17 protein-coding genes are annotated in these 22,833 nt (G+C 63.7%); 11 read left to right on the top strand and 6 right to left on the bottom strand.

The window, feature by feature from the left end:
• The first annotated feature begins 63 nt into the window (after positions 1-63).
• The gene (locus KF708_00085) at positions 64-1,431 is read left to right on the top strand and encodes a PAS domain-containing protein (GenBank protein MBX3411083.1); all 1,368 of its coding nucleotides are present in this window, start codon (positions 64-66) and stop codon (positions 1,429-1,431) included.
• A 350-nt stretch (positions 1,432-1,781) separates the two neighbouring features.
• Positions 1,782-2,189, top strand: coding sequence for a hypothetical protein (locus tag KF708_00080; protein MBX3411082.1), 408 nt, complete (start codon positions 1,782-1,784; stop codon positions 2,187-2,189).
• A gap of 95 nt (positions 2,190-2,284) precedes the next feature.
• On the opposite strand, the gene KF708_00075 is transcribed toward KF708_00080, so the two are convergent.
• Positions 2,285-4,360 (bottom strand): LTA synthase family protein, encoded by a 2,076-nt coding sequence (locus tag KF708_00075; protein MBX3411081.1) that lies wholly within the window; start codon positions 4,358-4,360, stop codon positions 2,285-2,287.
• A gap of 201 nt (positions 4,361-4,561) precedes the next feature.
• Between KF708_00075 and KF708_00070 the strand changes: the two genes are divergently transcribed.
• Entirely contained in the window at positions 4,562-4,852 is a 291-nt protein-coding gene (locus tag KF708_00070; GenBank protein MBX3411080.1) for a hypothetical protein, read from the top strand.
• A gap of 22 nt (positions 4,853-4,874) precedes the next feature.
• On the opposite strand, the gene KF708_00065 is transcribed toward KF708_00070, so the two are convergent.
• Genes KF708_00065 through KF708_00055 form a run of 3 tightly spaced genes read right to left on the bottom strand, consistent with a single transcriptional unit; the run spans position 4,875 to position 9,999 of the window.
• Positions 4,875-6,521, bottom strand: coding sequence for an ABC transporter permease subunit (locus KF708_00065; GenBank protein MBX3411079.1), 1,647 nt, complete (start codon positions 6,519-6,521; stop codon positions 4,875-4,877).
• 14 nt (positions 6,522-6,535) lie between these two features.
• Positions 6,536-7,462 (bottom strand): ABC transporter ATP-binding protein, encoded by a 927-nt coding sequence (locus tag KF708_00060; protein ID MBX3411078.1) that lies wholly within the window; start codon positions 7,460-7,462, stop codon positions 6,536-6,538.
• Positions 7,459-9,999 (bottom strand): hypothetical protein, encoded by a 2,541-nt coding sequence (locus KF708_00055; protein MBX3411077.1) that lies wholly within the window; start codon positions 9,997-9,999, stop codon positions 7,459-7,461. The genes KF708_00060 and KF708_00055 overlap by 4 nt, the downstream gene beginning before the upstream one ends.
• Before the next feature lie 262 nt (positions 10,000-10,261).
• Here KF708_00055 and KF708_00050 point away from each other — a divergent pair, with 262 nt between their 5' ends.
• From KF708_00050 to KF708_00035, 4 genes are all read left to right on the top strand, one after another.
• Positions 10,262-11,380, top strand: a complete 1,119-nt coding sequence (locus KF708_00050) for a mandelate racemase/muconate lactonizing enzyme family protein (GenBank protein MBX3411076.1) — start codon at positions 10,262-10,264, stop codon at positions 11,378-11,380.
• 8 nt (positions 11,381-11,388) lie between these two features.
• Positions 11,389-12,114 (top strand): gamma-glutamyl-gamma-aminobutyrate hydrolase family protein, encoded by a 726-nt coding sequence (locus tag KF708_00045; protein ID MBX3411075.1) that lies wholly within the window; start codon positions 11,389-11,391, stop codon positions 12,112-12,114.
• A gap of 720 nt (positions 12,115-12,834) precedes the next feature.
• A complete protein-coding gene (locus KF708_00040; protein ID MBX3411074.1) occupies positions 12,835-14,670 on the top strand; it encodes a TIGR03960 family B12-binding radical SAM protein in 1,836 nt (611 codons plus the stop codon).
• A gap of 89 nt (positions 14,671-14,759) precedes the next feature.
• Complete coding sequence (locus tag KF708_00035; GenBank protein ID MBX3411073.1) at positions 14,760-15,449, top strand: NAD(P)H-hydrate epimerase; 690 nt, start codon at positions 14,760-14,762, stop codon at positions 15,447-15,449.
• A gap of 36 nt (positions 15,450-15,485) precedes the next feature.
• Here KF708_00035 and KF708_00030 read toward each other — a convergent pair whose 3' ends face one another.
• Positions 15,486-16,529, bottom strand: coding sequence for a PDZ domain-containing protein (locus KF708_00030; protein MBX3411072.1), 1,044 nt, complete (start codon positions 16,527-16,529; stop codon positions 15,486-15,488).
• 118 nt (positions 16,530-16,647) lie between these two features.
• Here KF708_00030 and KF708_00025 point away from each other — a divergent pair, with 118 nt between their 5' ends.
• Positions 16,648-17,580, top strand: a complete 933-nt coding sequence (locus KF708_00025; protein MBX3411071.1) for a GNAT family N-acetyltransferase — start codon at positions 16,648-16,650, stop codon at positions 17,578-17,580.
• Between the two features lie 544 nt (positions 17,581-18,124).
• Positions 18,125-19,642, top strand: coding sequence for a chromosomal replication initiator protein DnaA (gene dnaA / locus KF708_00020; protein MBX3411070.1), 1,518 nt, complete (start codon positions 18,125-18,127; stop codon positions 19,640-19,642).
• A gap of 51 nt (positions 19,643-19,693) precedes the next feature.
• Here dnaA and KF708_00015 read toward each other — a convergent pair whose 3' ends face one another.
• Positions 19,694-20,605, bottom strand: coding sequence for a LysR family transcriptional regulator (locus KF708_00015; protein ID MBX3411069.1), 912 nt, complete (start codon positions 20,603-20,605; stop codon positions 19,694-19,696).
• Positions 20,606-21,022: 417 nt separating this feature from the next.
• Between KF708_00015 and KF708_00010 the strand changes: the two genes are divergently transcribed.
• Both KF708_00010 and KF708_00005 read left to right on the top strand, forming a co-directional pair.
• Positions 21,023-21,847: a universal stress protein gene (locus tag KF708_00010; protein MBX3411068.1), complete on the top strand. Its 825-nt coding sequence runs from the start codon at positions 21,023-21,025 to the stop codon at positions 21,845-21,847.
• Positions 21,848-22,807 carry a hypothetical protein gene (locus tag KF708_00005; GenBank protein ID MBX3411067.1) on the top strand — a complete coding sequence of 320 codons (960 nt, stop codon included), beginning with the start codon at positions 21,848-21,850 and terminating at the stop codon, positions 22,805-22,807.
• The last annotated feature ends 26 nt before the right edge of the window (positions 22,808-22,833 follow it).

The raw sequence follows: 22,833 nt of genomic DNA, 5'->3' as shown, positions 1-22,833 counted from the left end.
CGTCTCAAGTCTCTATGACACAAACTGTTGTGGCCGCACGACTGTCACGCTAAATTACGGCCGATGTCTGCTCAGCGACTCAAACCGCTCGATCCCAGCCGGCTGTTCCAGGCCACTACGCTGCCGGTTTGTCTCCTCGATGACGAGTCAAGACTGGCCTACGTCAATCCCGCGTTCGAGGCCTGGTGCGGCTGTCCGGCCGAGCAACTCCTCGGCACCCCCTGCCAATTCCATGTCCCGCTCGAGGCCACCCGTGCCCAGCTCGTCGCGGCCTCGTTGGCGCCGCCTCCCGATCTCGGCAGCCATCAGACGATCGCACGCCCGATCGTGCGGCCCACGGGCTCCGAGACGAGCACGAGCTACCGGGCCACATTTCTACGCTTGGGTGAGAATGTCGCCGAGGGGAGCGCCTTGCTCGTCGTGCTGCACGCCGTCGATGCGGGAGAGACTGCCGAGAACGCTACGAATGCGGAAGCAGATCTACACGCCGAGCTCCTGCGCTTTCGCGCCCGCCACCAGGGCCGCTATCGGCTCGACCTGACCGTGGGCCATAGCCCCGCGGCGCGACGCTTGAGAGCTCAATTGGACGTGGCCACGTCCAGCTCGGCGCATGCGATTATCCTGGGAAGCGAGGGGAGCGGCCGTCGCGGTCTGGCGCGCGCGATTTCGATGGGACGCGACGGACAACAACGTGGTCCCTTGCCGGTGCTCGACGCTCCCTCTGCCACCCCAGACACCTGGAATGCGGCCCTCAGCAGCTTCACTCGGACGACACCGGCAGATTCGGCGACAAGTCGCCCCACCTTCCTTGTAAGCGACATCGATAGGTTGCCAGCGGAATTGCAGGGAGAGTTCTGGCGCTGGCTACGCGGCAGTGGGGCGACGGCGCGCATCCTGGCGACCGCGCGGCAATCGCTCGTCGAGACGGCACGTGCCGGACAGTATCACGTCGAGTTGGCGCACGCGCTTTCGACGATTGAGATCCCACTCGTCGCGCTCGGCGAGCGTCGCGAGGATATTCCCCTGCTGGCCCAGGCGCTGCTCGAAGAACTGAACGGCCGCGCCACGCGGCAACACACCGGTTTTAGTCCCGAGGCGCTCGATCTGCTATCGGCCTACGCCTGGCCGGGGGGCTACGCCGAGCTGAGCGAGCTCGTCGCACGTGCCCACGAGCAAGCGGAAGGCGCCGTCGTCACGTCGCGCGATCTCGACGACCGCGTGCGCTTGGGGCACGTGGCGCGCCGGCGCGAAACAGAACCGATCGTGCTCGACCGATTCATGACCGAGATCGAGAAGGAAGTCGTCTCGCGTGCCCTGCGCATGGCCAAGGGAAACAAAGCCCGGGCCGCCCGCTTGCTGGGGCTGACCCGTCCCCGGCTCTATCGCCGGATGGAGCAACTCGGGCTCGGCGATTCCGCGCCATCCGCGTAGCTCGTTGGCAGCCGGCGGAGTGTCCGGCCTCGAGCCTGCACGATCCCAACGCATGGCGCCTCGTACCGGTTATAGGGATGTTGTCAGTTGCCGGCGTGACGCCGCCAAGACGAAAAGTCACCGCAGTTTACGCATGCTAGCAGGCAAACCGCATGCTTGCTGCGAGCTGCGTTCGCGAAGCTGTGACGAAATCGTCGAGTTGCTTGCCCGTAGTGATTGCGCGGGCTAGATTTCTATTCAGGTCCATAAGCAACGGTGATTGCGTTGGGTTCGCTTCCGGCTGCATCGCGACGGCGTGTCGCATGCGGCTGTCACCCACGAGCAACTTGGAATAGGAAAGGATGTGCGCGATGAGAGGTATCACTGCCGTAGCGTGCGTGGCATTGGCTTTGGGTTGGGCGGCTTCGGCCCAGGCCCAGGTCGTGGTGCCGTATCAGGTCTTCTCGCCCGTGGTCGAGACGGTCACTCCGGTGCCGGTCTGGCAGCCGGGCGTCGTCGAGCAGACCTTCGTTCAGCCGACCGTCGTTCAATCGCCGGTCGTGGTGCCGACCACCACCTTCTTCGCGCCGCAGCCGACCGTCACGTTCCTGCCGCCTCAGCCGGTCACGGTGATGTCGCCGGCGCCGACGATGGTCTTCCGCCCGGCGCCGGTCGTGGTGTCGCCTGCTCCGGTCTTCGTCGGTCGTCCGGTCGTGGTGCGACCGCGCGTGTTTGTGCCCGGTCAGCCGGTGCGCAACGTGCTGCGGGCCGCCTGGTAGTCCGCTTCGCGCCGCAACCACCGGGTTGCGACGACAGAATGAATTTGCCGCATGCCTAGGCTCGAACGAGTCTAGGCATGTTGCGTTTGGGGACCTTAGGGTGAGCCATGCGCGGCGAGAAACCCGCGCTGGGCGCGCACGAGCCCGCCAACTCGGCGGCGGAATTCCGCGCACTTGCCCGGGAATTGCTCCGCGACGTTCGTTAGCTCTTGCGGATCGCGCGCCAGATCGAACAGTTCTTCGTATCCGCCGCTGACGTGATAGTGGTATTTCAAGTCTCCTTCGCGCAGGCCAAGGAGCACCTCGTTGCCGGTCGAGAAGAAATATGCTCGTGGCAGCGGACGGTCGTGAAGAATATCTCGCCCCTGCCAACTATTGGGCGCCGGCACATCGAGCAGGCCTAGCAGCGTGGCCGGCAGATCGATCTGTTGCACTACCGACTCATGGTGCCGAGGGCCACGGGCCAACGACGGGTGCAGCAGCACGGCCGGAACACGAACGTTCTCCTGATAGATGCCAAAGCTATGCACGCGCTGGCCGTGCTGGCCGAAGACTTCGCCGTGATCGCCCGTAATGGCGACCACGGTATCGTCGGCCAGCCCGCGCCGTTCGAGTTCCTGCATCAACCGTTCGATGCGGCGATCGACGTTGCGGATGGCGTTCAGGTAGCGATTCAATTCCTCATCCTCAACGCCGAAGTCGCGCGGATCGTCCCCCGCGATGTAAGGGTGATGTGTCTCGATCGTCCACAACAGGGCATGAAAGGGGCGCGTGCGATCCTCGTCGATCCAGCGCAAGGCGGCCTGGAACAGCGCATCGTCCGAGATGCCCCAAGAGAACAACTCCGGCGCCGGCAGATTCGTGGCATCGAGGATCGTCTCCACTCCGCGACGATGTAAGAAGCTGTCGCGCTTCTTCCACCCCCAATAGCCCGAGTGGAGATAGCACGTGCGATAGCCGCGCGCGTGCAGCACCTGCGGCAAGAGGGGCACGTCGAAGTTCGGCGAATCGCGCGTAATCAGCTTCCAGTCGACGCGTGGAATAACGCTGGCGGTGAGCGCGACCAGCGATTTCGGGCTCGAGGCGGCGTGGGCATAAACGTGCTCGAGCACGAGTCCGCCGCGCGCCGCGCGCGCTTCCAGGTAAGGCGTGTTGTCGTACGGGGCGCCGTACAGGCCGAGATAGTTCGCCCCGACCGATTCGAGCACAATCACGATCAGGTTTTGTGGGCGGCCCTGGAGTGGTAGCACGTCGCGCTTGGAAATCGCCGTGACCGGCACGACGGTTGACGCCTCTACTGCGCTCGCAGGTCGCACGGCAGATGCTGCTCTGACCTGCTGCTCTTGGACACCTGCCCGGGCTAAGCTTGGCTCGAAATCGGATGTGTCGACCTCCGCCGGATCGAACGACAGCGTCAGCCGGTCTGCTTTGAAGAGTTCGTCGACGCACGAACTCAGGAAGACGGTATGAGGGCAAGCGGCGATGCGTCGTTCCCAGCGGTTAGGATCGGTCCAGTTTCGCTCGATATACATGCGGCTGCCGTGGCTCAGCAGAAAGGCCGCGAGCGCCATAGCGACAAGTAGAGCGATCTGCCGCGCGACCGCTACTTCGCCACGCCCGAAGGACGGGACGCGACGAGCGATCGACACACAGGCGTACAATGTGCAAGGCACCGCGATAAGCGCCAGGACGGTCCCGATCTGCAAGAAACCCGACAACGACGAGGCCATCAGCGACGGCCCTCCGCTGAACGACAGGAGTTCCACGGTCAGCGGGACCATTGCCAGCCGAAACATCGGCACACTGGCGACGGCATATACCCCCGCTAAGAGAAATGTCACCACGAGGCAGAAGTGACCGGTGCGACGCCAACCGTTGCCTCGCAACCACGGTAAATTCGCTCCGACGAGCGCCACCAGCGAGCACAGCACGGCAAGATAGATGATGAAAGACAAATCCGCCGCGGCCACGATGCCCAGTCGCAGCAGCCACCGCACGAATTCGAGCGGAGTGGTCACCGGGAAGGGGAGCAGCACCAGTTTCGCTGCCATTACGGGGAGAGCCAACCCCACCGCGAGCGCGACGATCAACCGCGCGGTCGAGCGACCAGGTATGCTCGGTGCGGAGCCCGCGATTGCCGTCTCGATTTCCTGCCGGACGAGGCCATCCATGGCCAGCTCCCAAAGTGCCGGTGGCTTGGATGAACCACCGCGAGGCGGGATTCTACGTCGACCGACAAAACTGGGTCAATTCCGCTTCGTGCCGTCGGCCAGACGGAAAACGCCCTTGGGCTCTTAGACCGAAGGCTGCTACGATCTGTTGCACTCGTGGCTTTCGTGATATCTGGCTCGTTTTCTCACGGAGGATCGCCCATGTTGGAGTCCATGCTGCTGGCAGCCCTGTTTTCTATCGCGGCGGAGCAAGGACCGAACTCGATTGAGTTAGCGAGTGCCATTCCTACGGTCACCTGGTCCGCGCCACGGCAATCCTACGACGAAGCGACCGGTACGCTGCTTCTGAGAGGAGATGCCAAACGACCCGCGACCATCACGGTCACTCGTGCCGGAAGGACGATTCAGCAGATCACTGCTACGCGCATTTCGTTCTCTCTGAACCGAGACGAACTCAATGCCTCGCAGTTGATCCATTCGCCACCGCAGTGACACCCAGTGACGGTTTTGGTGTTTACACCACGCGCCAGCATCGCCGAAAAAACCACGTCATGCCGGCGACGAGCAGCGGAATCGTCACGACGTAAAACGCCGTGAAAAACCGATAAACGGGCCACGCACGATACTCGGCCGTGTCGAAGGTCATCGTCGTCGCATTCCGGCGGAAGGGCGATTGTTCGATCTCCAGCGGCACGCTCAGCGCAGCCGAGAAGGGACTGGTGATCGATGCCGCGGGCATGCGTGCGGTCCACGGCGAGTCGGGCAGAAACTCTTCCGAAAAATACTGCACCGCCGGAGGAACCGCGAACAACACGAGCAACACCAGGTAGCTCATCGCCAGACTGATCATCGACGTGCGGCACACGACCGACATGGCCAGCGCCACGGTCGTCGTGACGACACTGGCCAACAAGACGATGACCACGTACCACGCCATCGCCGGCAGGTTGTTCCAATAGTCGGGCACGAGCACACACGCGAGCAACAACGGCCACAGCAGAAAGCTCGTCAACACGGCCGACACGCGCCAGCCCGAGATCAGCTTCGCCCACAAGATCTGCCACGGCGATAGGGCGGTCGTCAGCAGCAACTCCAGCGTTTGCCGCTCGCGCTCGCTCGTCATCGCCCCGGCAGAGAAGACGGGCCCCACGAGCAGGTTGAACAGCACAACGTAGTTCACGTACCAGGGGGCCCGGCCGGGATCATCGTAATAAAAGCTATAGAACATCAACGGGATGGCCAGCGCCATCGAGATCTGGATGACGACGCGCATCATCAGCGTTCCCTGACTGAAGACCTCGCTCCGCATCTCCTTGTCGAGGACCGGATTCGCGCCGTCCTCGAGCAGATCGTCCCGTTTGGCGGGCGCGAAGAGGTTGTCGGGAAACTGCCCGCGATGAATCACCAGGAAGACCGCCTCGCGCCGCTCGCGATCTTCGTCCACCACTTCGCGCCCCTCGGCGCCGAGATCGGGCGGATGCAGCAGACGCTGCGCGGTGCGCCGGAAGAGCGGCACGCAGATCGCCAGGGTTGCCAGCGGCAGCACGGTCGCGAACGTCACCAGGCGAAACATGCCGGAGGTCGTCTGCCAGAAAGCGGCCAGCGCCAGCGCGGCGGGCAGGATCAACAGGTACGACACGACGTGCGCCGCCACGCTGCGCTGGAAATAGCTGCTGCAGGCAAGGCTCACCAACCCAAAGGCCACGATGGCTAGGATCAAAGCCGCGTAGGCCGCCAGCACTTCGTAAAATGAAGTGCCCCCCAGCGGCAGGCAGAGCATGACGATCGGCAGCGAGGCGAAGATCAACACCACCAGCGGCACGAGCGAGGCGAGCCACTTGCCCAACAGAATCGCGGCGGGGCGCAAGGGGCTGGCCAGCAGCATCTCGTAGGTCTGACGTTCCTTCTCTCCGGTGATCGCGCCGGCGGCGAAACTCGGCGCCAGCAGCGAGACGAGCAGGAACTGCGCGGCGAAGAAGAGATTCACCAGCGGCTGCGACGCGGCCGATGTCATCAGGTCGATCTGCTTCTCTTGCGGCCAGGCGACGTACACGACCGCCCCCAACACGGCCAGGTAGCCCAGCAGCAACAGAAAGGCCCGCTTGCGCCGCAGATTGAGCAGCAGCTCGCGCTGGAGAACGCTATTTTCGCGGAGGTACATGGTTGCCGCTGGTCCTAGGTGACCAATCCTTTCGTGACCAGCATGAACACGTCCTCGAGCGTGGGCTCCTTCTCGGCAAAGGAACGCACGGCCACCCCGGCGGCCAGCAACTGCTGCAACAGCAACGCGACACCATCGTCGTCGGTCGCCAGTTCGGCTTGAATCGCGTGATCGATACTCTCGACGTTCAACGTCTCGGGCCGGCTGCGCACCACCGAGAGGGCCACGTCGACCCGATCGTTCACGCGGATATCGATCACGCGATTGCGCCGAATGCGACGATAGACGTCATCGATCGGTCCGTGCATGAGCATCTGGCCGCGCTCGATGATACCAATCGACGTACAACAGTCGGCCAACTCGGTAAGAATGTGGCTCGAGATGAGAATCGTCTTTCCCATCCGGCACAGTTCCTTGAGCAGGGCCTTCACCTCGAGGCGAGCGCGCGGATCGAGACCGCTCGAAGGCTCGTCGAGAATCAACACCGGCGGATCGTGAACGAGCGTCTTCGCCAAGCAGAGCCGCTGCTTCATCCCGCGCGAAAGGCCGTTCACGAAGTCGTCGCGCTTGTGCGCCAGATCAAGCAGTTCGAGCACGTCGCTGATCACCTGCTTGCGACGCGCGCGCGGAATCTGGTAGGCGACGGCAAAGAAATCCAAGAACTCCCAGACGCGCATGCCGTCGTAGACGCCGAAATTGTCGGGCATATAGCCGATGCTGCGCCGCACCGACATGGGATCGCGGGCCACGCTATGCCCGTTCACGCGTCCATCGCCGCGGCTAGCCTTGAGCAACGTGGCCAGGAAGCGAATCGTGGTACTCTTGCCGGCGCCATTGGGACCGATGAAGCCGAATAATTCCCCCGCCTCGATTTTCAGGTTCAGGCATTCGACGGCCGTGAAGTCGCCATAATCCTTGCCGAAGTCGATCAACTCGATCATGGCATGCCCCCGGCACTTGCTGCGGTGGATTGCGTGGCAGCGTTGGCCGCGGGGGGGGACGATGCCGAGGCCGGGTTCTCGCTGGGGTCCATCTCTGGTTCCGCCTGGTCGTCGATCGGTAGATGGGGCGTGCCAATATCGTCGGCCGGGCGGCTCAATTCCGGCGTCTGCAAATGCGCCACCACGAAAGCCATCTTTCTTTGTTGCGAAACGGCCGGTTCGATCGACATGCCGCTCGGGCCGGCGTCGGTCCAGCCGATCAATCGCATGCCGGCAAAGGTTTGGGCGAAATCATCCGCATTCATACGGTACAGTCGCCGCACGTTCAGCGATCCCGGCGCCGCGGATTCATCGGTCTCTGGCGACCCGTCGAGTTCTGCTTGCCAGAGCGTGGCTGGATCGAAGGGGGCGAACTTCAAGACCGCGCCGGCGCCGGGGGCGAGCTCGCCGATCCAGGCGGCACCCTCTGCCGATAGCACACCGGCCCCGCGAATGGTGAGACTGGTTTCGTTCGTCACCTGCCAGCCCCCCGCCGCAGCACGGCCCACACGCAGCGCTCCCCCCACGTTCTGCATCTGCTCGCCATGCAGCATGCCGGTCGAGTTCGACGCGACGGTGAATCCCGTGAGCCGCGTGGTCGTCCCCTGTGCCAGGACGAGATCGTCGCTGCCGAGCCCGTCGAAGGCCCCTTTCTCGCGCGGCAGTGGCTGCACCACGGCAGTCCCCTCGAAAACCGCGGCAAAGCGCGTGGCCAGCGACGTGTAGAGCACCGAGTAATGCGTGACGTGCGCCCGATCGTAGCCGTCGTACAGTTCGACGACGGCCACGTCCGTCTCGGAGCGAACAAAGCCGATATCCAACTGCGCCCAACGCACGACCAGCACCGTGAAGGCGATCGACAGCAGCGGCATCGCGACCCAGGCCCACTCGACGCGACCCAGCACTCGAAACACGAGCCAGTTCAACGGCACGAGCACGGCGAGGTAGAGCGCCATCACCTTGACCACGAAGGTGGCCTCGGGAATGGTGATGCCGGCCGCATCGGTGAGGACCTGCGCCACGCTATTCGTCAGGCTCGATCGGGAATTCCAGCCCGCCACACCGGAGCCGTAGCGCGTCGCCGGCGGGGCGTAGCCTGGCATGCCCGACGTGAGCGGCGCCTCGACGCCGTGCTGTACCTCGGCCGAACCATCGAGCGGCGCTCGCGCGGAAGAATCTCGCGAAAAGATTCGCACGCGCGACGTGCGCGCCGCGTCGTCGCGCGGGTGGCCATCGGCCCATTCGACTAGAAACGTATCCTGCTCGAATTCATCCTTCGCCTTCTCCGCGTCGTTCGCTCCCTGTACTTCCTCGAGCAGATCGGTCGCGACATCCATTCCTTTGACGAGTACGAATCGCCGGGCCGGGCGGCGCAGCAGGGCAGCATTGAACAGCGTGTCGAACTTGGGCCAGGCTCGCAGTTCCGGTTCGGTGAGGCTAAAAGCCGTGGCGACGATACGACCGCGTCCCACGCGCCGCTCGACGATCATCGGACGGTCACCACTCGTGACCAGCGTGACGCCCTCCGTTCGAGGCTGCAATTCGACGCCGGTCCATTCACGATCATCGGTCAACTTGGGCCCCTCCATCTCCCAGTCATCGACGGTGAGTCGCGACAGATCGCCAGCCGTCCACAAGACCGTACCGCCTGGATCGGCCGGCACGTAGGGCTTGAGAAAACCCGCGGCCAGCACGTCGAGCGTATCGGGCCCACTGACGATGAGTTGCCCACCCCAGTGCAACCAATCGACGAGCGCCGTTTTCTGGTCGGGGGTGAGTCGCGCCGGATCGAAGCGATCCCACAGCAGGAAGGCCGTCGACGTCCAACAGAGCGAGCTCGACGGGAGAGGCACGTGCATCTTCACGTTGGGCAACAGCACCCGATAGTGCATGTCGAATTCGGAGTCGAGCCCCTCCGAAGGAGCACGCACCGAGTCGAGCCGCCGGAAGAAAGAATATCGATCCGGCTCCGCCGCCAACACCACGAAGAAATACTGGTAGGCGGGCATCGGAGACAACACGTCGTGGCGGTTCACCAGCATGCGCCCCGAGGCCGTCGTCAATTCGGACTCCAACGACGATCGCTCGCGACCGTCGGCATCCTGTTGGCCCGCGGGGGGAAAGAAAATAAACTCGAACTGGCGAGCCTCTCCTTTGGCGAGAACCGCGTTGCGCTCTGCCCCTAAGCGATAAGGTGTGCCTGGCAGCGCGAGCGGCACGGTCTCGATTCTTCCGTCCAGATTCTCTCGGCTCGCCTGCGCGACGAGCGTCGCACTGGTCCAATGCCCCGGCTTGTAGGGAATCGTCGGCGTCGAGGCGTCCCGTTTATCGAGTCCGTTCGGCTCGGTCCGCAACGTGCCGAGCAGGAATTCGGCCTGTTCTTGTTCCCTCTTGGCCTGCTCCTGCTTCTCCTTCTCGCTCAACTCCGTCGGACTCGATTCGCCACAACCACCGCAACCGGCCACGAGGAGCAATCCAGGAAGGCACAACAGCCACACGGCCAGCGTGTGTCGTCTTCGGCCGCCATGGCGCGCCGCGTGTCCGGGCGAGCAAGACGTCGACAAAATGGGCGTCGGATCGGGCATCGTGGGCGAGTGCCGTTGCGGGATGAGAAGTCGCTCGGAAGTGCTGTTCCTATCCTTGAGTGTACGAAGCGGCCGAAGGCAGGCAAAGCGACGAACGTCCAGGGAGCCCGTCGCGGTTGTCGCCAGCGCGGTCGCCCCTTTGCCCGCGCTCGCCGCGGCCGGTAAGCTGTGCGGCATGAAAATCACCGATATTCGCGTCCATCGCCTGCTGGGCGGCACCGTCGACGGTGGCTGGCCCGACGCCCACGAGGCCGAAGACGATCTGCACGCCCTGGTCGAGGTCATCACCGACGAGGGCCCCACCGGCGTCGGCAGCGTCTTTACCAGCTCGCAACTGGTCGAGGCCGGCGTCGAGTTTCTCCGGCCGCAATGGCTGCACGAGTCGGCCGTCGAGCCCGAGCGCGTCAGCGAAAAGCTGCGGCAATCGAGCTTCTGGCAGGGGCGTGGCGGCACGGTCGAGCACGTCATCTCCGGCATCGATATCGCGCTGTGGGATCTCTTCGGCAAGCTCTGCAACCAGCCGGTCTCACGTCTGCTGGGGGGTTGCTATCGCACGAAGATCAAGCCGTATGGATCGATCTTGTTCGACGAGCCGGCCAAGCTGCGCGACAAGTTACAGGCGACCACGTCGCGCGGCTTTCGCGCCATCAAGTTGGGCTGGCGTCCCTTCGGCCGCCGCGACTCGCGCTACGACGAGTTGCTTGTCCGCACGGCCCGCGACACCGTGGGGGACGGCGTCGAGCTCCTGGTCGACGCGGGGGGGAGCGAACAGTTCTGGCCGCACGGCTACAAGTGGGCCCTGCGCACGGCCCAGATGCTCGCGCAGTACAACATCGGCTGGTTCGAAGAACCCCTCCCCCCCGACGATATCGAGGGCTTCGTGCAACTGCGGCGTCACGCGCCGGTACCGATTGCCGGGGGCGAAGTCCTCACGCGGCGGCAGACGTTTCAAACCTGGATTGAACGCGGCGCGTTCGACATCGTGCAACCCGACGCCACGAAATGTGGCGGCCTGAGCGAGGCGCGGCGCATCGCCTGGATGGCGTACGACCACAACATTCAAATGGTCAGTCACGGCTGGAACACCGCCGTGGGCGTGGCGGCCGATCTGCAATTGGCCGCTGCCATGCCAGTGGCGCGGTTTGTCGAGTACCTGACCCCGGCGCCGTACATCGAACAGATCATTACCGAGCCATTCCGCCTCGATGCCGAGGGAATGCTGGCGATTCCGGAGAAGCCCGGGCTGGGCATCGAATTGAATCGCGAGGCGCTGGCTCGATTCGCGGGCAAATAGGTGCCGTCATGCGACCTGTGCTCGTGTTTCGCCATACGGCCGAGGAGTCTCTGGGCGTCGCCGAGTTGGCCTTGCGACAGGCGGGGCTCGTTTACTCGTATCTCGATCTGTCGCGCGAATCGCTACGCGCGTTCGATCCGCAACAACTGGCGGGACTCATCGTGCTCGGGGGCGCGATGAACACGGACGAGACCGAGCAGCATCCGTTTCTTTTGCCCGAGATGGACTGGATTCGCGCGGCAGTCGATCACCAGGTACCTGTTCTTGGCATTTGCCTGGGCGCGCAGTTGCTGGCCAGGTCGTTGGGAGCGCGCGTGGATCGCAATCCCGTCAAGGAAATCGGCTGGTACGACCTCGCACCGACAGCCGAGGCGGCGGGCGACCCTCTCTTCGCACACTTCGCTCCGCGCGAGAGGGTCTTCCAATGGCACGGCGACACGTTCGAGTTGCCCGACGGCGCCGTGCAACTCTGCCGTGGCGAGTCGTGCGTGCAACAAGCGTTCCGCTATGGCGAGACCGCCTATGGCGTGCAGTTCCACGCCGAGGTAACGCACGAGATCATCGAGCACTGGCTCAGCGAACCGGCCGGCCGCCAGGAACTGGCGGAGCTTGACTATATCGATCCGGCGCGAATCCGTGCCGAGACTCCCGCGCGACTGCCCGCGATGCACCAGCTTGCGGAGAAACTCTTCGGCTGCTTCGCGGCATTGTGCGCGGCGCGTGTCGCCGGTTGAGGCCGTCCGAATCGAAATCGCCGCGGACTGTCGCCCGGTGAGTTCCCTCGCTGACGCTTTGGATTGTGATGTAGTGCGGCGTGGAGCCAAGAGCACAACCCGAAGCGTCCGTTTTGAAGTTGCGCTTTTCGAGCGAATTGTGTTGGTTCGCGCACCATGCGCACCATCGCGCACCACTCGGTCGCCCCAGGAGCAGCGGATTCGTTGCAAGCGGTGCGGTGGTGGGCACTTGCGTATCGAGGATCAGGCTGGGCGCTCGTGCTTCTCAACCGGGTATTGGTGGCCTCGTAGGAGGTGTTGGTACGCGCACCATCGCGCACCACTCGTAGCGTCTGCACAGGCTAGACAGCCCGTGCCACTTTGCACATGGCATGCTCGAGCACTTTGACGTGGCCGAGTCGAACAAGTGTCAGGTACGGGGTACCTGACCTACCACTGTACACGGGTGCGAGGCTTGTTGCGCCGTTGATTTTCGGCCACCGCGCTGGCCGAGGATTTTTGCGCGTCGCCAGATCCGGATCGAATCGCGCCACTTCAAAACTCACGCTTCGCATTGGGATTTCGCGAAAAGCGCGACTTCAAAAAGCGTCAGCGAGGGCGAGTCCACGAGAGATTATCGCACCCATTGGCCTGTTTTCCAGCCACCCTATCCGCCATAATTGAGGACACTTCCGCGAGCAGCCGGATCGAGCGGGGCGCTGCACCATTAGAACTGTAAAAATGCTCAATCAACGCCTCAAGGATTACGTCGTCGGTCGCCTGCTGCCGGGCGTCCGTTCGCCCGCACAGTACGTCGGGGGCGAGCTCAACGTCATCGCCAAAGACCATCGCACGGTCCGCGGGCGGCTGTGCCTCGCCTTCCCCGATACCTACTCGATCGGCATGAGCCATCACGGCCTGCAGGTCCTTTATTCGCTCACCAATCAACGCGACGATTGGGCCTGCGAACGGGTCTTCACCCCTGAGCTCGACATGGAGGCGGCGCTCCGCAACTCGGGAACGCCCCTCTATTCCCTCGAGACCTTCACGCCGCTCGTCGATTTCGACGTGTTGGGATTCAGCCTGCAATATGAAATCTGCGCGACCAACCTCCTCACGATGCTCGATCTGGGGGGCATCCCGCTGCGGGCTGAAGAACGCACGCTCGAGCATCCGCTGATCATCGCGGGGGGACCGTGCGCGCAGAATCCCGAGCCGCTGGCGCCGTTCGTCGACATTTTCATCACCGGCGACGGCGAACCGAGCCTGCCGGTGATCTGCGACGAATGGCTGGAGTTGCGTCGCGAGGCGCGGGGCGACGCCCCCTGGCGAACCGAGGCCGCCAGTCGCGAGGCACGCGCCGACGTGCTGGCCGACATGGCCCGGCGAATTCCCTACGCCTACGTGCCGCGCTTTTACGAACCGGAATATGGCGCCGAGGGCCGGTTCGTCAAGTTGCATCCCACGCGCGAGGGCATTCCCGAGACGATCGAGCCGTCGGTGATCTCCGATCTCGATGGCATCCCATTGCCGACGGCGCCGATCGTGCCGTTCGTCGAGTGCGTTCACGATCGCATTGCCATCGAGATCATGCGCGGCTGCCCCTGGCAGTGCCGTTTCTGCCAGAGCACCGTCATCAAGCGTCCCTTGCGCATACGCGAGGTGGAAACGATCGTCTCGGCCGCGCTCGAGAGCTATCGCAACACGGGCTACAACGAAATCTCGATCCTCTCCCTCTCGACGAGCGACTATCCCCATTTCGAGCAGCTCATGCGGCGCTTGCAGGAGACGTTCCAGCCGCTGGGGGTGAACATCGCCATCCCCAGCCTGCGCGTGAACGAGCAACTCCGCACAATCGCCTCGCTCTTGACGACGGATCGCCGCTCGGGCCTCACGTTGGCCCCCGAGGTGGCCCGCGACGACATGCGCGAGCAGATCCGCAAGAAGATCAAGAACGACGACCTGTACGAAGGTTGCCGCTTCGCCTTCAGCCGCGGCTTCGAGAAGGTGAAGCTCTACTTCCTCTGCGGCTTGCCGGGCGAGCGCGAGGTGGATCTCGACGGCATCGTGGAAATGGCCGAGCACATTGCGCAAATCGGCCGCGACGAGACGGGCCGCTTTGCCCGCGTCACGGCGAGCGTGTCGAACTTCGTTCCCAAGGCGCATACGCCCTATCAATGGAACGGCATGCAGACGCGCGAGTATTTCCGCTGGGCGCACGACTATATGAAGCGGCGCGTCCGCAACCGCGCGGTGAGCGTCAAGTGCCACAACGTCGAAACCAGCCTGCTCGAAGGGGCCTTGAGCCGGGGCGATCGCCGCATGGCGGACGTGATCGAGCTCGCCTGGCGCCGCGGGGCGCGGCTCGATAGCTGGCACGAGCATGCCAATCCAAAACTCTGGTGGGACGCGATGGCCGAGCTCGGCATCGACGTACAGGCCACGTTGCACCAGCCCTACGGACTGGCCGATCGACTCCCCTGGGATCACGTGAATGTGAAGAAGGGACGCGAGTACCTCGAGAAAGAGCAAAAACGGGCCGTGGTGCAGCTTACCGCCATGGCCAATGCGATTTGATAACTACAGCTCGTGCCTAGCGCACCTCGTGTGGCACTGCTAGCTTGTCCAGAGTGCCGATTTGAATTGCTGGACTGGCCGGATCTCTCATGCGGACCCTCAACCGCCAGCAAGTACGCGACGTCGACCGGCGGGCCATCGAGGAGTACGGCCTCTCGGGGCTGGTCTTGATGGAGAACGCGGGCCGTGGCGTGGTCGACATCCTCTGTCGTGAAGAGATCTCGGGAGAGGTGGTGATCTGCTGCGGGCGAGGCAACAACGCCGGTGATGGATTCGTCATCGCCCGGCACCTAGATCTGCGCGGCCACAAGGTGCGAGTCTTCTTGTGGTCCGATCCCGCGATGCTCACGGGCGATGCGGCGGCCAACTACGCGATCATCGCGCGTGCCAGGCTGCCGATCGAGATCATCTCCCCCGACGACGATCCCACGGCGAAGCTTTCGTCGGCGCTGTCAGGGGCTGGCTGGGGGGTCGATGCCCTGCTCGGCACGGGAGCCACGGGAGAGCCGCGTCCGCCGATCGATCGCGTGATCGACGTGCTCAATGCGTCGCGCGTGCCGATTCTCGCGGTCGATCTGCCCAGTGGTCTGGATTGCGACACGGGGCAGCCCGCGCGTCACACGATCCAAGCGCGGATCACCTGCACGTTCGTCGCGGCGAAACCGGGATTCTTCACCGTCAGCGCCGAGCAATATACCGGTCGCGTCGAGGTCCTCGATATCGGGGCGCCGCGGCGGTTGATCGACGAGATGTTCGTCCGCGCGACGGCTGACGATTGAAGTGCAGCGTTGTTTGCTCCGCTGTCCCTTTCGACGCTATTGCGGAAGGGGGGCCGCGGTCGTTTCGACGGTGTCGATGTCGATCTCGCCGACCGGCGCGGGAACACTTTCCTTAACCAGGATCTGTTCCAGCAGACGCTCGATGCGCGCGAGGCGTTCCTCGAGCTGGCCGATCTTTTGCTCGAGCGCGTGCAATTGAACCGATCCGCCGCTGCTCGAGGGTGTGCCCAGTTGTGGACCACCCGAGACGTTGGGAGCAGCAACATTCCCTTCCGGGGGGAGACCGGGCACGCCGGCCGGCGCATCGCTCTGCATCGTGCTTCCCAGGCGAACCTGGCGGGTGTGCAGCTTGCCGTCGAGGTACATGGCCAGGTCAATCGTCTTCCCGGGACCAAGGGCGCGGACGCGGTCGGCCAGGTCTTGCGCATCGGCGACATCCTTGCCATCGAGCGCCACGATAACGGCCCCCTCGGGTATGCCAGCCAGCTCCGCCGGTGATCCCGTCACGACGCGTGTTACCAAGGCCCCTGCCGCGCGCGGCAGCCCCAGGGAAAGCGCCACCGATTCGGTGACCGGCAGGGCGCGCAGTCCCAACAACGAGCCGCTGGCCGGAGGCGTCGTGCCGGCCGGAGCGGGCTGGCCCGATTTGGCCATAGCGACCGAGTGGGGTCTGTTCGGACGGCGGCCGAGCGTGACCATCACCTCGAATTCGTTTTCTTCGCGCTGGATGGTGAAGATCAACTTGCTACCGGGCTGATTGGCCGTGAGAATCGCCCCGAGATCGCCGACACCGCCGATATTGCGTTCGGCCACCAGCAGGATGATGTCCCCCGGCTTGATGCCCGCCAGATCGGCCGGGCCGCCGGAATAGATCTCGCGCACCTGCACGCCCGAGCCGTTTTGTTCGGGGGCGTCTCCGATCAGGCCGAGATAGCCCGGCTCGCGCGCGGCAGAATCGTCCTCCTCGCCCGACTCGCGGCGAATGTCGCGTTGCATGCGTTCGACGGGGTCTTGGGCCAGTACGCCCCCAGGCAGCCACCCAGCAAGCGTACAGAGCGTTACGAGGGCCAGGCACCGCATGGCACAGACTCCTGCCGAAGAGAACACGGGGAACCGCCTCCTAGTATATAGCCTACTCGTCGTGTGTTCGGCACAACCCGCGTGACGAAAACCTACACTCTGCGGTATTCTGCCGGTCATGACGACCGATGACGACGATCCATCTGTAGTAATCGCACCCTGTGCTCTGGCAGACCGCCGCGCGGCGCTAGCACTTCTCTGCCGGCGTCTTCCTCTCGAAGAACGCGAGCGACACCTCGCCGCCTTGTTGAATTCAGTTTCTTCCGGCTCCCCGTCCCAGGCCGAGCTGCTCGTGGCCCGCGATCGTGGCCGGCTGCTGGGGGGGGTGCTCGTCGAAGTACAGCCTGGGCGCACGGCGTTGTTACACGCGCCCGGCACGACCGATACCGCGTCGTACGACGAATTGGCGCCACGCTTGATTGCGGCGGCGCTGGTGCATTGTCGCCGCGAGCACGTGCGGCTTGTTCAGTCCTTGCTCGAGACCGATACAGGATGCGCCGCTACCGCGCTCGCGACCTCTGGGCTTCAGCACAGGGTCGACCTGCTTTATCTGGTCAGCACGCGCGATCATTTCCCCGATACCATGCCAAGCACGCCGCTCGAGTTCGTGCCGGTCGAGGCGGGAGAGGAAGCACGCCTCGCCCAAATCATCGAACGAACCTATGTCGATAGTCGCGATTGCCCCGAACTCGACGGCGCGAGAGAGATGCGCGACGTGATCGAGGGTTATCGACCGACGGGCACGGCCGCCGCGGCTCCGTGGTTCTTCGTGCGCAAAGGTGATCGGGACGTGGGTTGCCTGCTCCTGTCGGATTATCCGGCACACGATCAATGGGAACTCGTGTACATGGGTCTCGCGCCCGAGGTGCGCGGACGTACACTAGGGATGGACGTCGCGCGTTACGCGCAATGGCGCGCGCGTTGTGCCGCACGCGGCAAACTCGTCCTCGCCGTCGATGCCGCCAACGAACCGGCGCTGAAGATGTACTCGGCCTGCGGTTTTTTGGCGTGGGATCGGCGCAGTGTGTTCGTGCGATTGCTGGAAAGTTAGTGGCGGGCGGCGTTTCGGCAACATCGTCCGTCGAGTTGCGTCACGACGAGTGGCGCGGTGCCAACAGGTTTTGCACGCGACGTCGCGCCGAGCGGAAAAATATTTTTTGGGGGCTTGGCGCGAGAAGATATTCACAGATTCCCGCACGAAATGTCGACGCCCTTCGCCGACGATTTTGGCGCGCGAAGAACGTCGTTCTTTTCTCTTTGACAGCCAAGCTAGCAGGCGTACAATCGGCTGCTCGGGTGACACGGAAACGTGACTCGCGCGGGGACGACGCCAGCCAAACAACGCCGCCAAACGCAGACGCACCAGCGATCGATCGCACAGTCCGCGGCCGCAGCTTTTCAGGCGGAATCGCCGGCCGCGTCGCGAACGCTCGCCACGTCGGGGGTGGGGCCACGCGGCTCGTCGCGCGATGCACTTCTAGAGTTTATTCCTCTGCCTAACTTCGCCACCTAAGATTGCGCGCCTGCGGTATGCATGAGCCTCCGCCGGTACGCTGCGCGAAGTCCGCGCGCTGGGGACGTCAGGGAAGATACGCGTGAACGATAGGGACGTCGTAATCCAATTGCGTGACGCATTGGCCGAGTCGCTCGGCCAACAGAGCTTTGAGCTTTGGTTCGGCGCCAACACGCATTTCGACGTCACGGGCACCATCGTCACGGTCCGCGCGACGAGTCAGTTCTTCCACGATTGGCTGCGGCGCAACTTCCGCACGAAGATCGAAGCTTGTGCCCGTGACGTGATCGGCACCTCGGCCAGCGTCCGCTTTGTCGTCTCCAGCGTGGCGACCGAGGGGGATGACGCCACGGCCCCAGTGCCGCAGGAAACGGCGAAGAGGCCGTCTCCGCAGGTAGTCGTGCCCCCGGCCGAGCCGCTGCGCGCGGCGGCAGGGGCCCCCTCAGCTCGATCTCCTCGCCAACGGCGCATCGCTTCTCCGCCGGCGCCAGCCCTCCCCGGCGCGGCGGGGGAAGAGGTAACGCTTAAGTTTCCCATGGCAGCGAACGATACGGTGCCCACGCGCCGCCGCTTCGCGCGGCTCGACGAGTTCGTGGTCGGGGCATCGAATCGCCTGGCCCATACTTCGGCGGTCATGTCGACGGAACGGCCGGGGACGCTTTCGCCCCTGGTGATCTATGGTTCCACCGGCGTGGGAAAGACCCACCTGCTCGAGGGCATCTGGTCGGCGGCGATGCAGAAGCGTCTCCCCGGCGGCGCGGTCTACCTCACTGCCGAGCAATTCACGAGCTTCTTTCTCGAAGCCTTGAACCGCAGCGGGCTCCCCAACTTTCGGCGCAAATATCGTGGCGTGGGTCTGCTGCTGATCGACGACCTGCAATTCTTCGCGGGCAAACGAGCAACGCTGGTCGAGTTGCTCTATACGGTCGGCACGCTCGCCGAGATGGGGCGGCAGATCGTGCTGGCATCAGACCGCGCTCCGAACGAGATCCCCGAGTTGGGAGATGAGTTAATCACCCGGCTCGAAGGGGGCATGCTGTGCCGCGTCGAGCAGCCCGAGTACGAGACCCGTCGCGGGATCGTGACGCGTGTGGCGCGGCAGATGCAGCTCGAGGTACCGGCCGCCGTCGCCGATTTTGTGGCCGAGCAGATCACCTCGCACCCGCGCGCGCTGGCCGGCGCGCTCCATCGTCTGCACGCCACCAGCCAGGCGCTGGGTTGTCCGATTGATCTCGCGCTGGCGCAGGACGCGCTGGGGGACATGATCCAGCGTTCGGCGCGTCCGGTCCGCATGGCCGATATCGAGCGGGCCGTCTGCCAGGTGTTCGGTCTCGAGCCGCGCAGCCTGCAATCGTCGCGCAAGGCGAAAGAGGTGAGTTATCCACGCATGTTCGCCATGTGGCTGGCGCGCAAGCACACGCGGGCGGCGCTGGCCGAGATCGGCACCTACTTCGGTCGCCGCAGCCACGCGACGGTTCTCTCCGCCCAGCAAAAGGTGAACGACTGGGTCTCGAACCGTGCCCCGGTCACCTTGTCGCAGCGCACCTGGAACGCCGACGAAGCGGTGCGAGCGCTGGAAGACCGGCTGCGCACGGGTTGAGCCTGACGCTAGCGTCTGCCGTCGCGCTGCTCGCCTGATCGCGAGCCGGCCTTACTCTTCCGGCTCGCTCAACAAGCCGGATCGTGCCGTTTGGGCAATAACCACCGTGGCCGGGTGCGTCAGCTTGCGCTCGGTCGTCACGGCAAAGTACCGCACGCGTGAGTCGGGCAAGCGACCGATCATTTCGACGCCGTATTGGCGTTCGACATCGGGCGCCACCGCCGTGGGCATCGGGAAGAGTCCTTCGCCGCCACCGCCGAATTCTTTCATCAGCGCGCTGTCGTCGAACTCGGCCACGATATTCGGTCGATACGAGCGGCTATCGAACCAGCGGTCGAGCGTACGGCGCAGATCGGTCGCCGAGGTCGGCAACAGGAAGGGCGCCCCATCGAGCGATTCGGGAAATCGACCGCGATACTTGGCGGCCATCGACGGCACGCCGCAGATCGCGATGTCGCATTCGCCCAGCGGATGGCTGAAGCAACGCACGCTCGTCGACGAGTGGATCGGCGTATCGGTCAGGATGACGTCGAAACGGTGCCGCGTGAGTCCGTTGACCAGCTCGCTCAACTCGGCCTCGTGGCAGATCAATTGCACCTTGTCCGGCAGCCGCAACGTCGGGTCGAGCAAGCGATAGGTGATGATCTTCGGCAGGTGGGTAGGAATACCCACGTGTAGCCGGCCCGAGCGTTTGCCGGGCAATCCGCGCATCGTGCTGAGCAGTTCGCGACCGAGGGAGAACATCTCGTCCGCATAGTCGAACACGGTGCGTCCCACGTCGGTCAGGACGAGATTCCGCCCGGAACGGTCGAACAAGCGATGCCCCAACGACCGCTCGAGCTTGCGAATCTGCATACTGATCGTGGGCTGGCTCAATTGGAGACGATGGCAGGCACTGGCAATGCTGCCATCGCGCGCCACCGTCCAGAAATAGAGCAGATGCGAGAAATTCAGCTCTTGCAGATTCTCGAGGAGCCGCGGAGAGAGAGGCGAGCCATTGGGCGCGCAGACTTCGAGCGCAGGGTCGGCTGGGCGCATGGTATTGCTACCTATTTCATGAATAGGGGGACCGCTTGGCACTCTCGTTCCCGACCGAACGAGCTCGGGGTCGCTAGCAACCACCGAGGCGCCTGGGTGTCTTCGTAACTTCTTGTTTACGTATCAAACCTTTCGTTGGATCGCTCGAGCCGCCAAAACAGCCCGATTTTCGAACCGATCCATAGAAAACACACACGACTTCGACATTTTTGATCTCCCAGTCCATAGAAGCCGAATTGTTGTCAACAACCGGGATTTTTAGAGTGTAGCCAGGAAGCGTCATTTGACCACAGCAATAGGGTCGGCAATTCCCGGCTTTTTCCCCACCGCGACGGTCGAATCATGCTCAACAGCGTCCTGCTCCATCTCGCCGGAACGAGCAAGGCCGAGGCAGTGATCCGCCTGGGCGTTGCGCTGGCGCAAGAGTGCGACGCCCGGCTACGCGCCGTCACGCTGTACGACACTCGTCGGGCCGAGGCAGCCAACCAGGGAGAATCGGCCGTCTACGCCGCCCTGGAGCAGAACCGTCGCGCGACCGTGGAACTGCAACACGAAGTCGCCCGGGCGCGAATGACGCAAGCGTGTCTCGGGGCGGGGCTGGACTTCGACGTGCGCCGCGCGGAGGGCAATCCGTTGCAGGTGCTGGCTCGCGAGTCGCGGTTTCATGATGTGTTGGTTACCTCGCCCCGATGCTCGACAGCCGCCGAACAGAGCGACGACCATCTCAGCCGCACGGACCTGATCGACCTGTTGCGACGGGGAGTCTATCCCTTACTGGCCGTACATCCCGAGCTCGCCAAAATCGAACGGGTACTGATGATTTACGAGGGAAGCGAAGCCTCGGGACGTGCGATCCGTTCTTTCGTCAATCAGGGCGCCTTCGGCGCCGCCGATCATCGTCTGCTGGCCATTGGCAAAGACGAGGGAGAGGCGAAACGGTCGTTGCGCGAGATGGCCGATTACTGCCTGGCGCGGCGTCCCGTTCTCGAAACCGGATTTGCCTGCGGCAAGGTGCGACACGTCGTGCCCCCCTATGCCCAGAAGTGGCAGGCCGATCTGGTCGTGATGGGCGCGGCGCAGAGCCATCGTTTGATGTACCGACTCATCGGCGACACGGCACTCGACTTGCTAGATCGACAAAGATGCGCGGCCTATGTCGCCGCCTAAATGAGCGATCATCGAATCACAGAGAAACAATCGAGGCAATTTGTGACAAAACGCGAACGCAGAGAATTCTGGTCCGAAGTTTTCACCATCCACAACTCGGTAACGCCCGAGATCAAGGGGCGGCTGGCGGTGTTCGGCCTGTTTGCCACCTTGGTCTGGGTGATCGGCGCCAATTCGACGTGGATTCCCACCTCGGGAGTCGCGCCGTACGAGCTGATCGGTGTGGTCCTGGCCTTGCTGCTCGTGCTGCGCACGAACTCGGGGTACGATCGCTGGTACGAGGGTCGCAAGCTGTGGGGTGGTATCGTCAATCAATCGCGTAACTTGGCGCAGATCTCCCTCGCCTACGGTCCCCGCGACAACGAATGGCGCAACCGTGTTGTCCGCTGGACGGCCGCCTTTTCGCACGCTTGCCGCCATAGCCTGCGAGGCGAGTTCAACATCGACGACATGCAGCAACTGATCGGCAAGCGCGAGACCGAGGAATTGGTCGCCGCGCAGCACATGCCGGTGTACGTGGCCGGACGGATTGCACAACTTTTGCGTCAGGCGCTCGACAGCGAACAACTCGACCGCTTCGCCTTCATGCAGGCCGAACAGCAACGAGATCTGCTCATCGATCACATCGGCGCCTGCGAACGCATCTTGAAGACGCCGCTGGCCAAGGCCTTTTCGGTCAAGATTCGCCGCTTCTTGTTCCTGTACCTGGTGGCCCTGCCGTTCGGTATCTTCGACAAGGCGGGCATGATGACGCCGATCATCGTCATGATGGTGGCCTATCCGCTCTTGTCCCTCGATCAGATCGGTGTCGAATTGCAGAACCCCTTCTCGACGAAGCGACTCAGCCACCTGCCGCTCAACGACATCTGCATCACGATCCAAGAGAACCTGCTGGCCTGCCTGGAAGAAGAGCCGCGCATTCGCGAGCAGACCGCGCTGCCGTCGGAAGTTTCCGTCTAACAGCCTGTTGAAAAATGCCTTCGTGG

This window comes from Pirellulales bacterium (genome assembly GCA_019636335.1).
In the GTDB taxonomy this organism is placed as follows: domain Bacteria; phylum Planctomycetota; class Planctomycetia; order Pirellulales; family JAEUIK01; genus JAHBXR01.
This window is presented reverse-complemented; position numbering and strand designations above follow the sequence as displayed.

What these genes read in the sequence shown, in the direction of transcription:
- KF708_00085 (MBX3411083.1), top strand. Translation starts at nt 64, where the DNA reads ATGTCTGCTCAGCGACTCAAACCGCTCGATCCCAGCCGGCTGTTCCAG.
- KF708_00080 (MBX3411082.1), top strand. Translation starts at nt 1,782, where the DNA reads ATGAGAGGTATCACTGCCGTAGCGTGCGTGGCATTGGCTTTGGGTTGG.
- KF708_00075 (MBX3411081.1), bottom strand. Translation starts at nt 4,360, where the DNA reads ATGGATGGCCTCGTCCGGCAGGAAATCGAGACGGCAATCGCGGGCTCC.
- KF708_00070 (MBX3411080.1), top strand. Translation starts at nt 4,562, where the DNA reads ATGTTGGAGTCCATGCTGCTGGCAGCCCTGTTTTCTATCGCGGCGGAG.
- KF708_00065 (MBX3411079.1), bottom strand. Translation starts at nt 6,521, where the DNA reads ATGTACCTCCGCGAAAATAGCGTTCTCCAGCGCGAGCTGCTGCTCAAT.
- KF708_00060 (MBX3411078.1), bottom strand. Translation starts at nt 7,462, where the DNA reads ATGATCGAGTTGATCGACTTCGGCAAGGATTATGGCGACTTCACGGCC.
- KF708_00050 (MBX3411076.1), top strand. Translation starts at nt 10,262, where the DNA reads ATGAAAATCACCGATATTCGCGTCCATCGCCTGCTGGGCGGCACCGTC.
- KF708_00045 (MBX3411075.1), top strand. Translation starts at nt 11,389, where the DNA reads ATGCGACCTGTGCTCGTGTTTCGCCATACGGCCGAGGAGTCTCTGGGC.
- KF708_00040 (MBX3411074.1), top strand. Translation starts at nt 12,835, where the DNA reads ATGCTCAATCAACGCCTCAAGGATTACGTCGTCGGTCGCCTGCTGCCG.
- KF708_00035 (MBX3411073.1), top strand. Translation starts at nt 14,760, where the DNA reads ATGCGGACCCTCAACCGCCAGCAAGTACGCGACGTCGACCGGCGGGCC.
- KF708_00030 (MBX3411072.1), bottom strand. Translation starts at nt 16,529, where the DNA reads ATGCGGTGCCTGGCCCTCGTAACGCTCTGTACGCTTGCTGGGTGGCTG.
- KF708_00025 (MBX3411071.1), top strand. Translation starts at nt 16,648, where the DNA reads ATGACGACCGATGACGACGATCCATCTGTAGTAATCGCACCCTGTGCT.
- KF708_00010 (MBX3411068.1), top strand. Translation starts at nt 21,023, where the DNA reads ATGCTCAACAGCGTCCTGCTCCATCTCGCCGGAACGAGCAAGGCCGAG.
- KF708_00005 (MBX3411067.1), top strand. Translation starts at nt 21,848, where the DNA reads ATGAGCGATCATCGAATCACAGAGAAACAATCGAGGCAATTTGTGACA.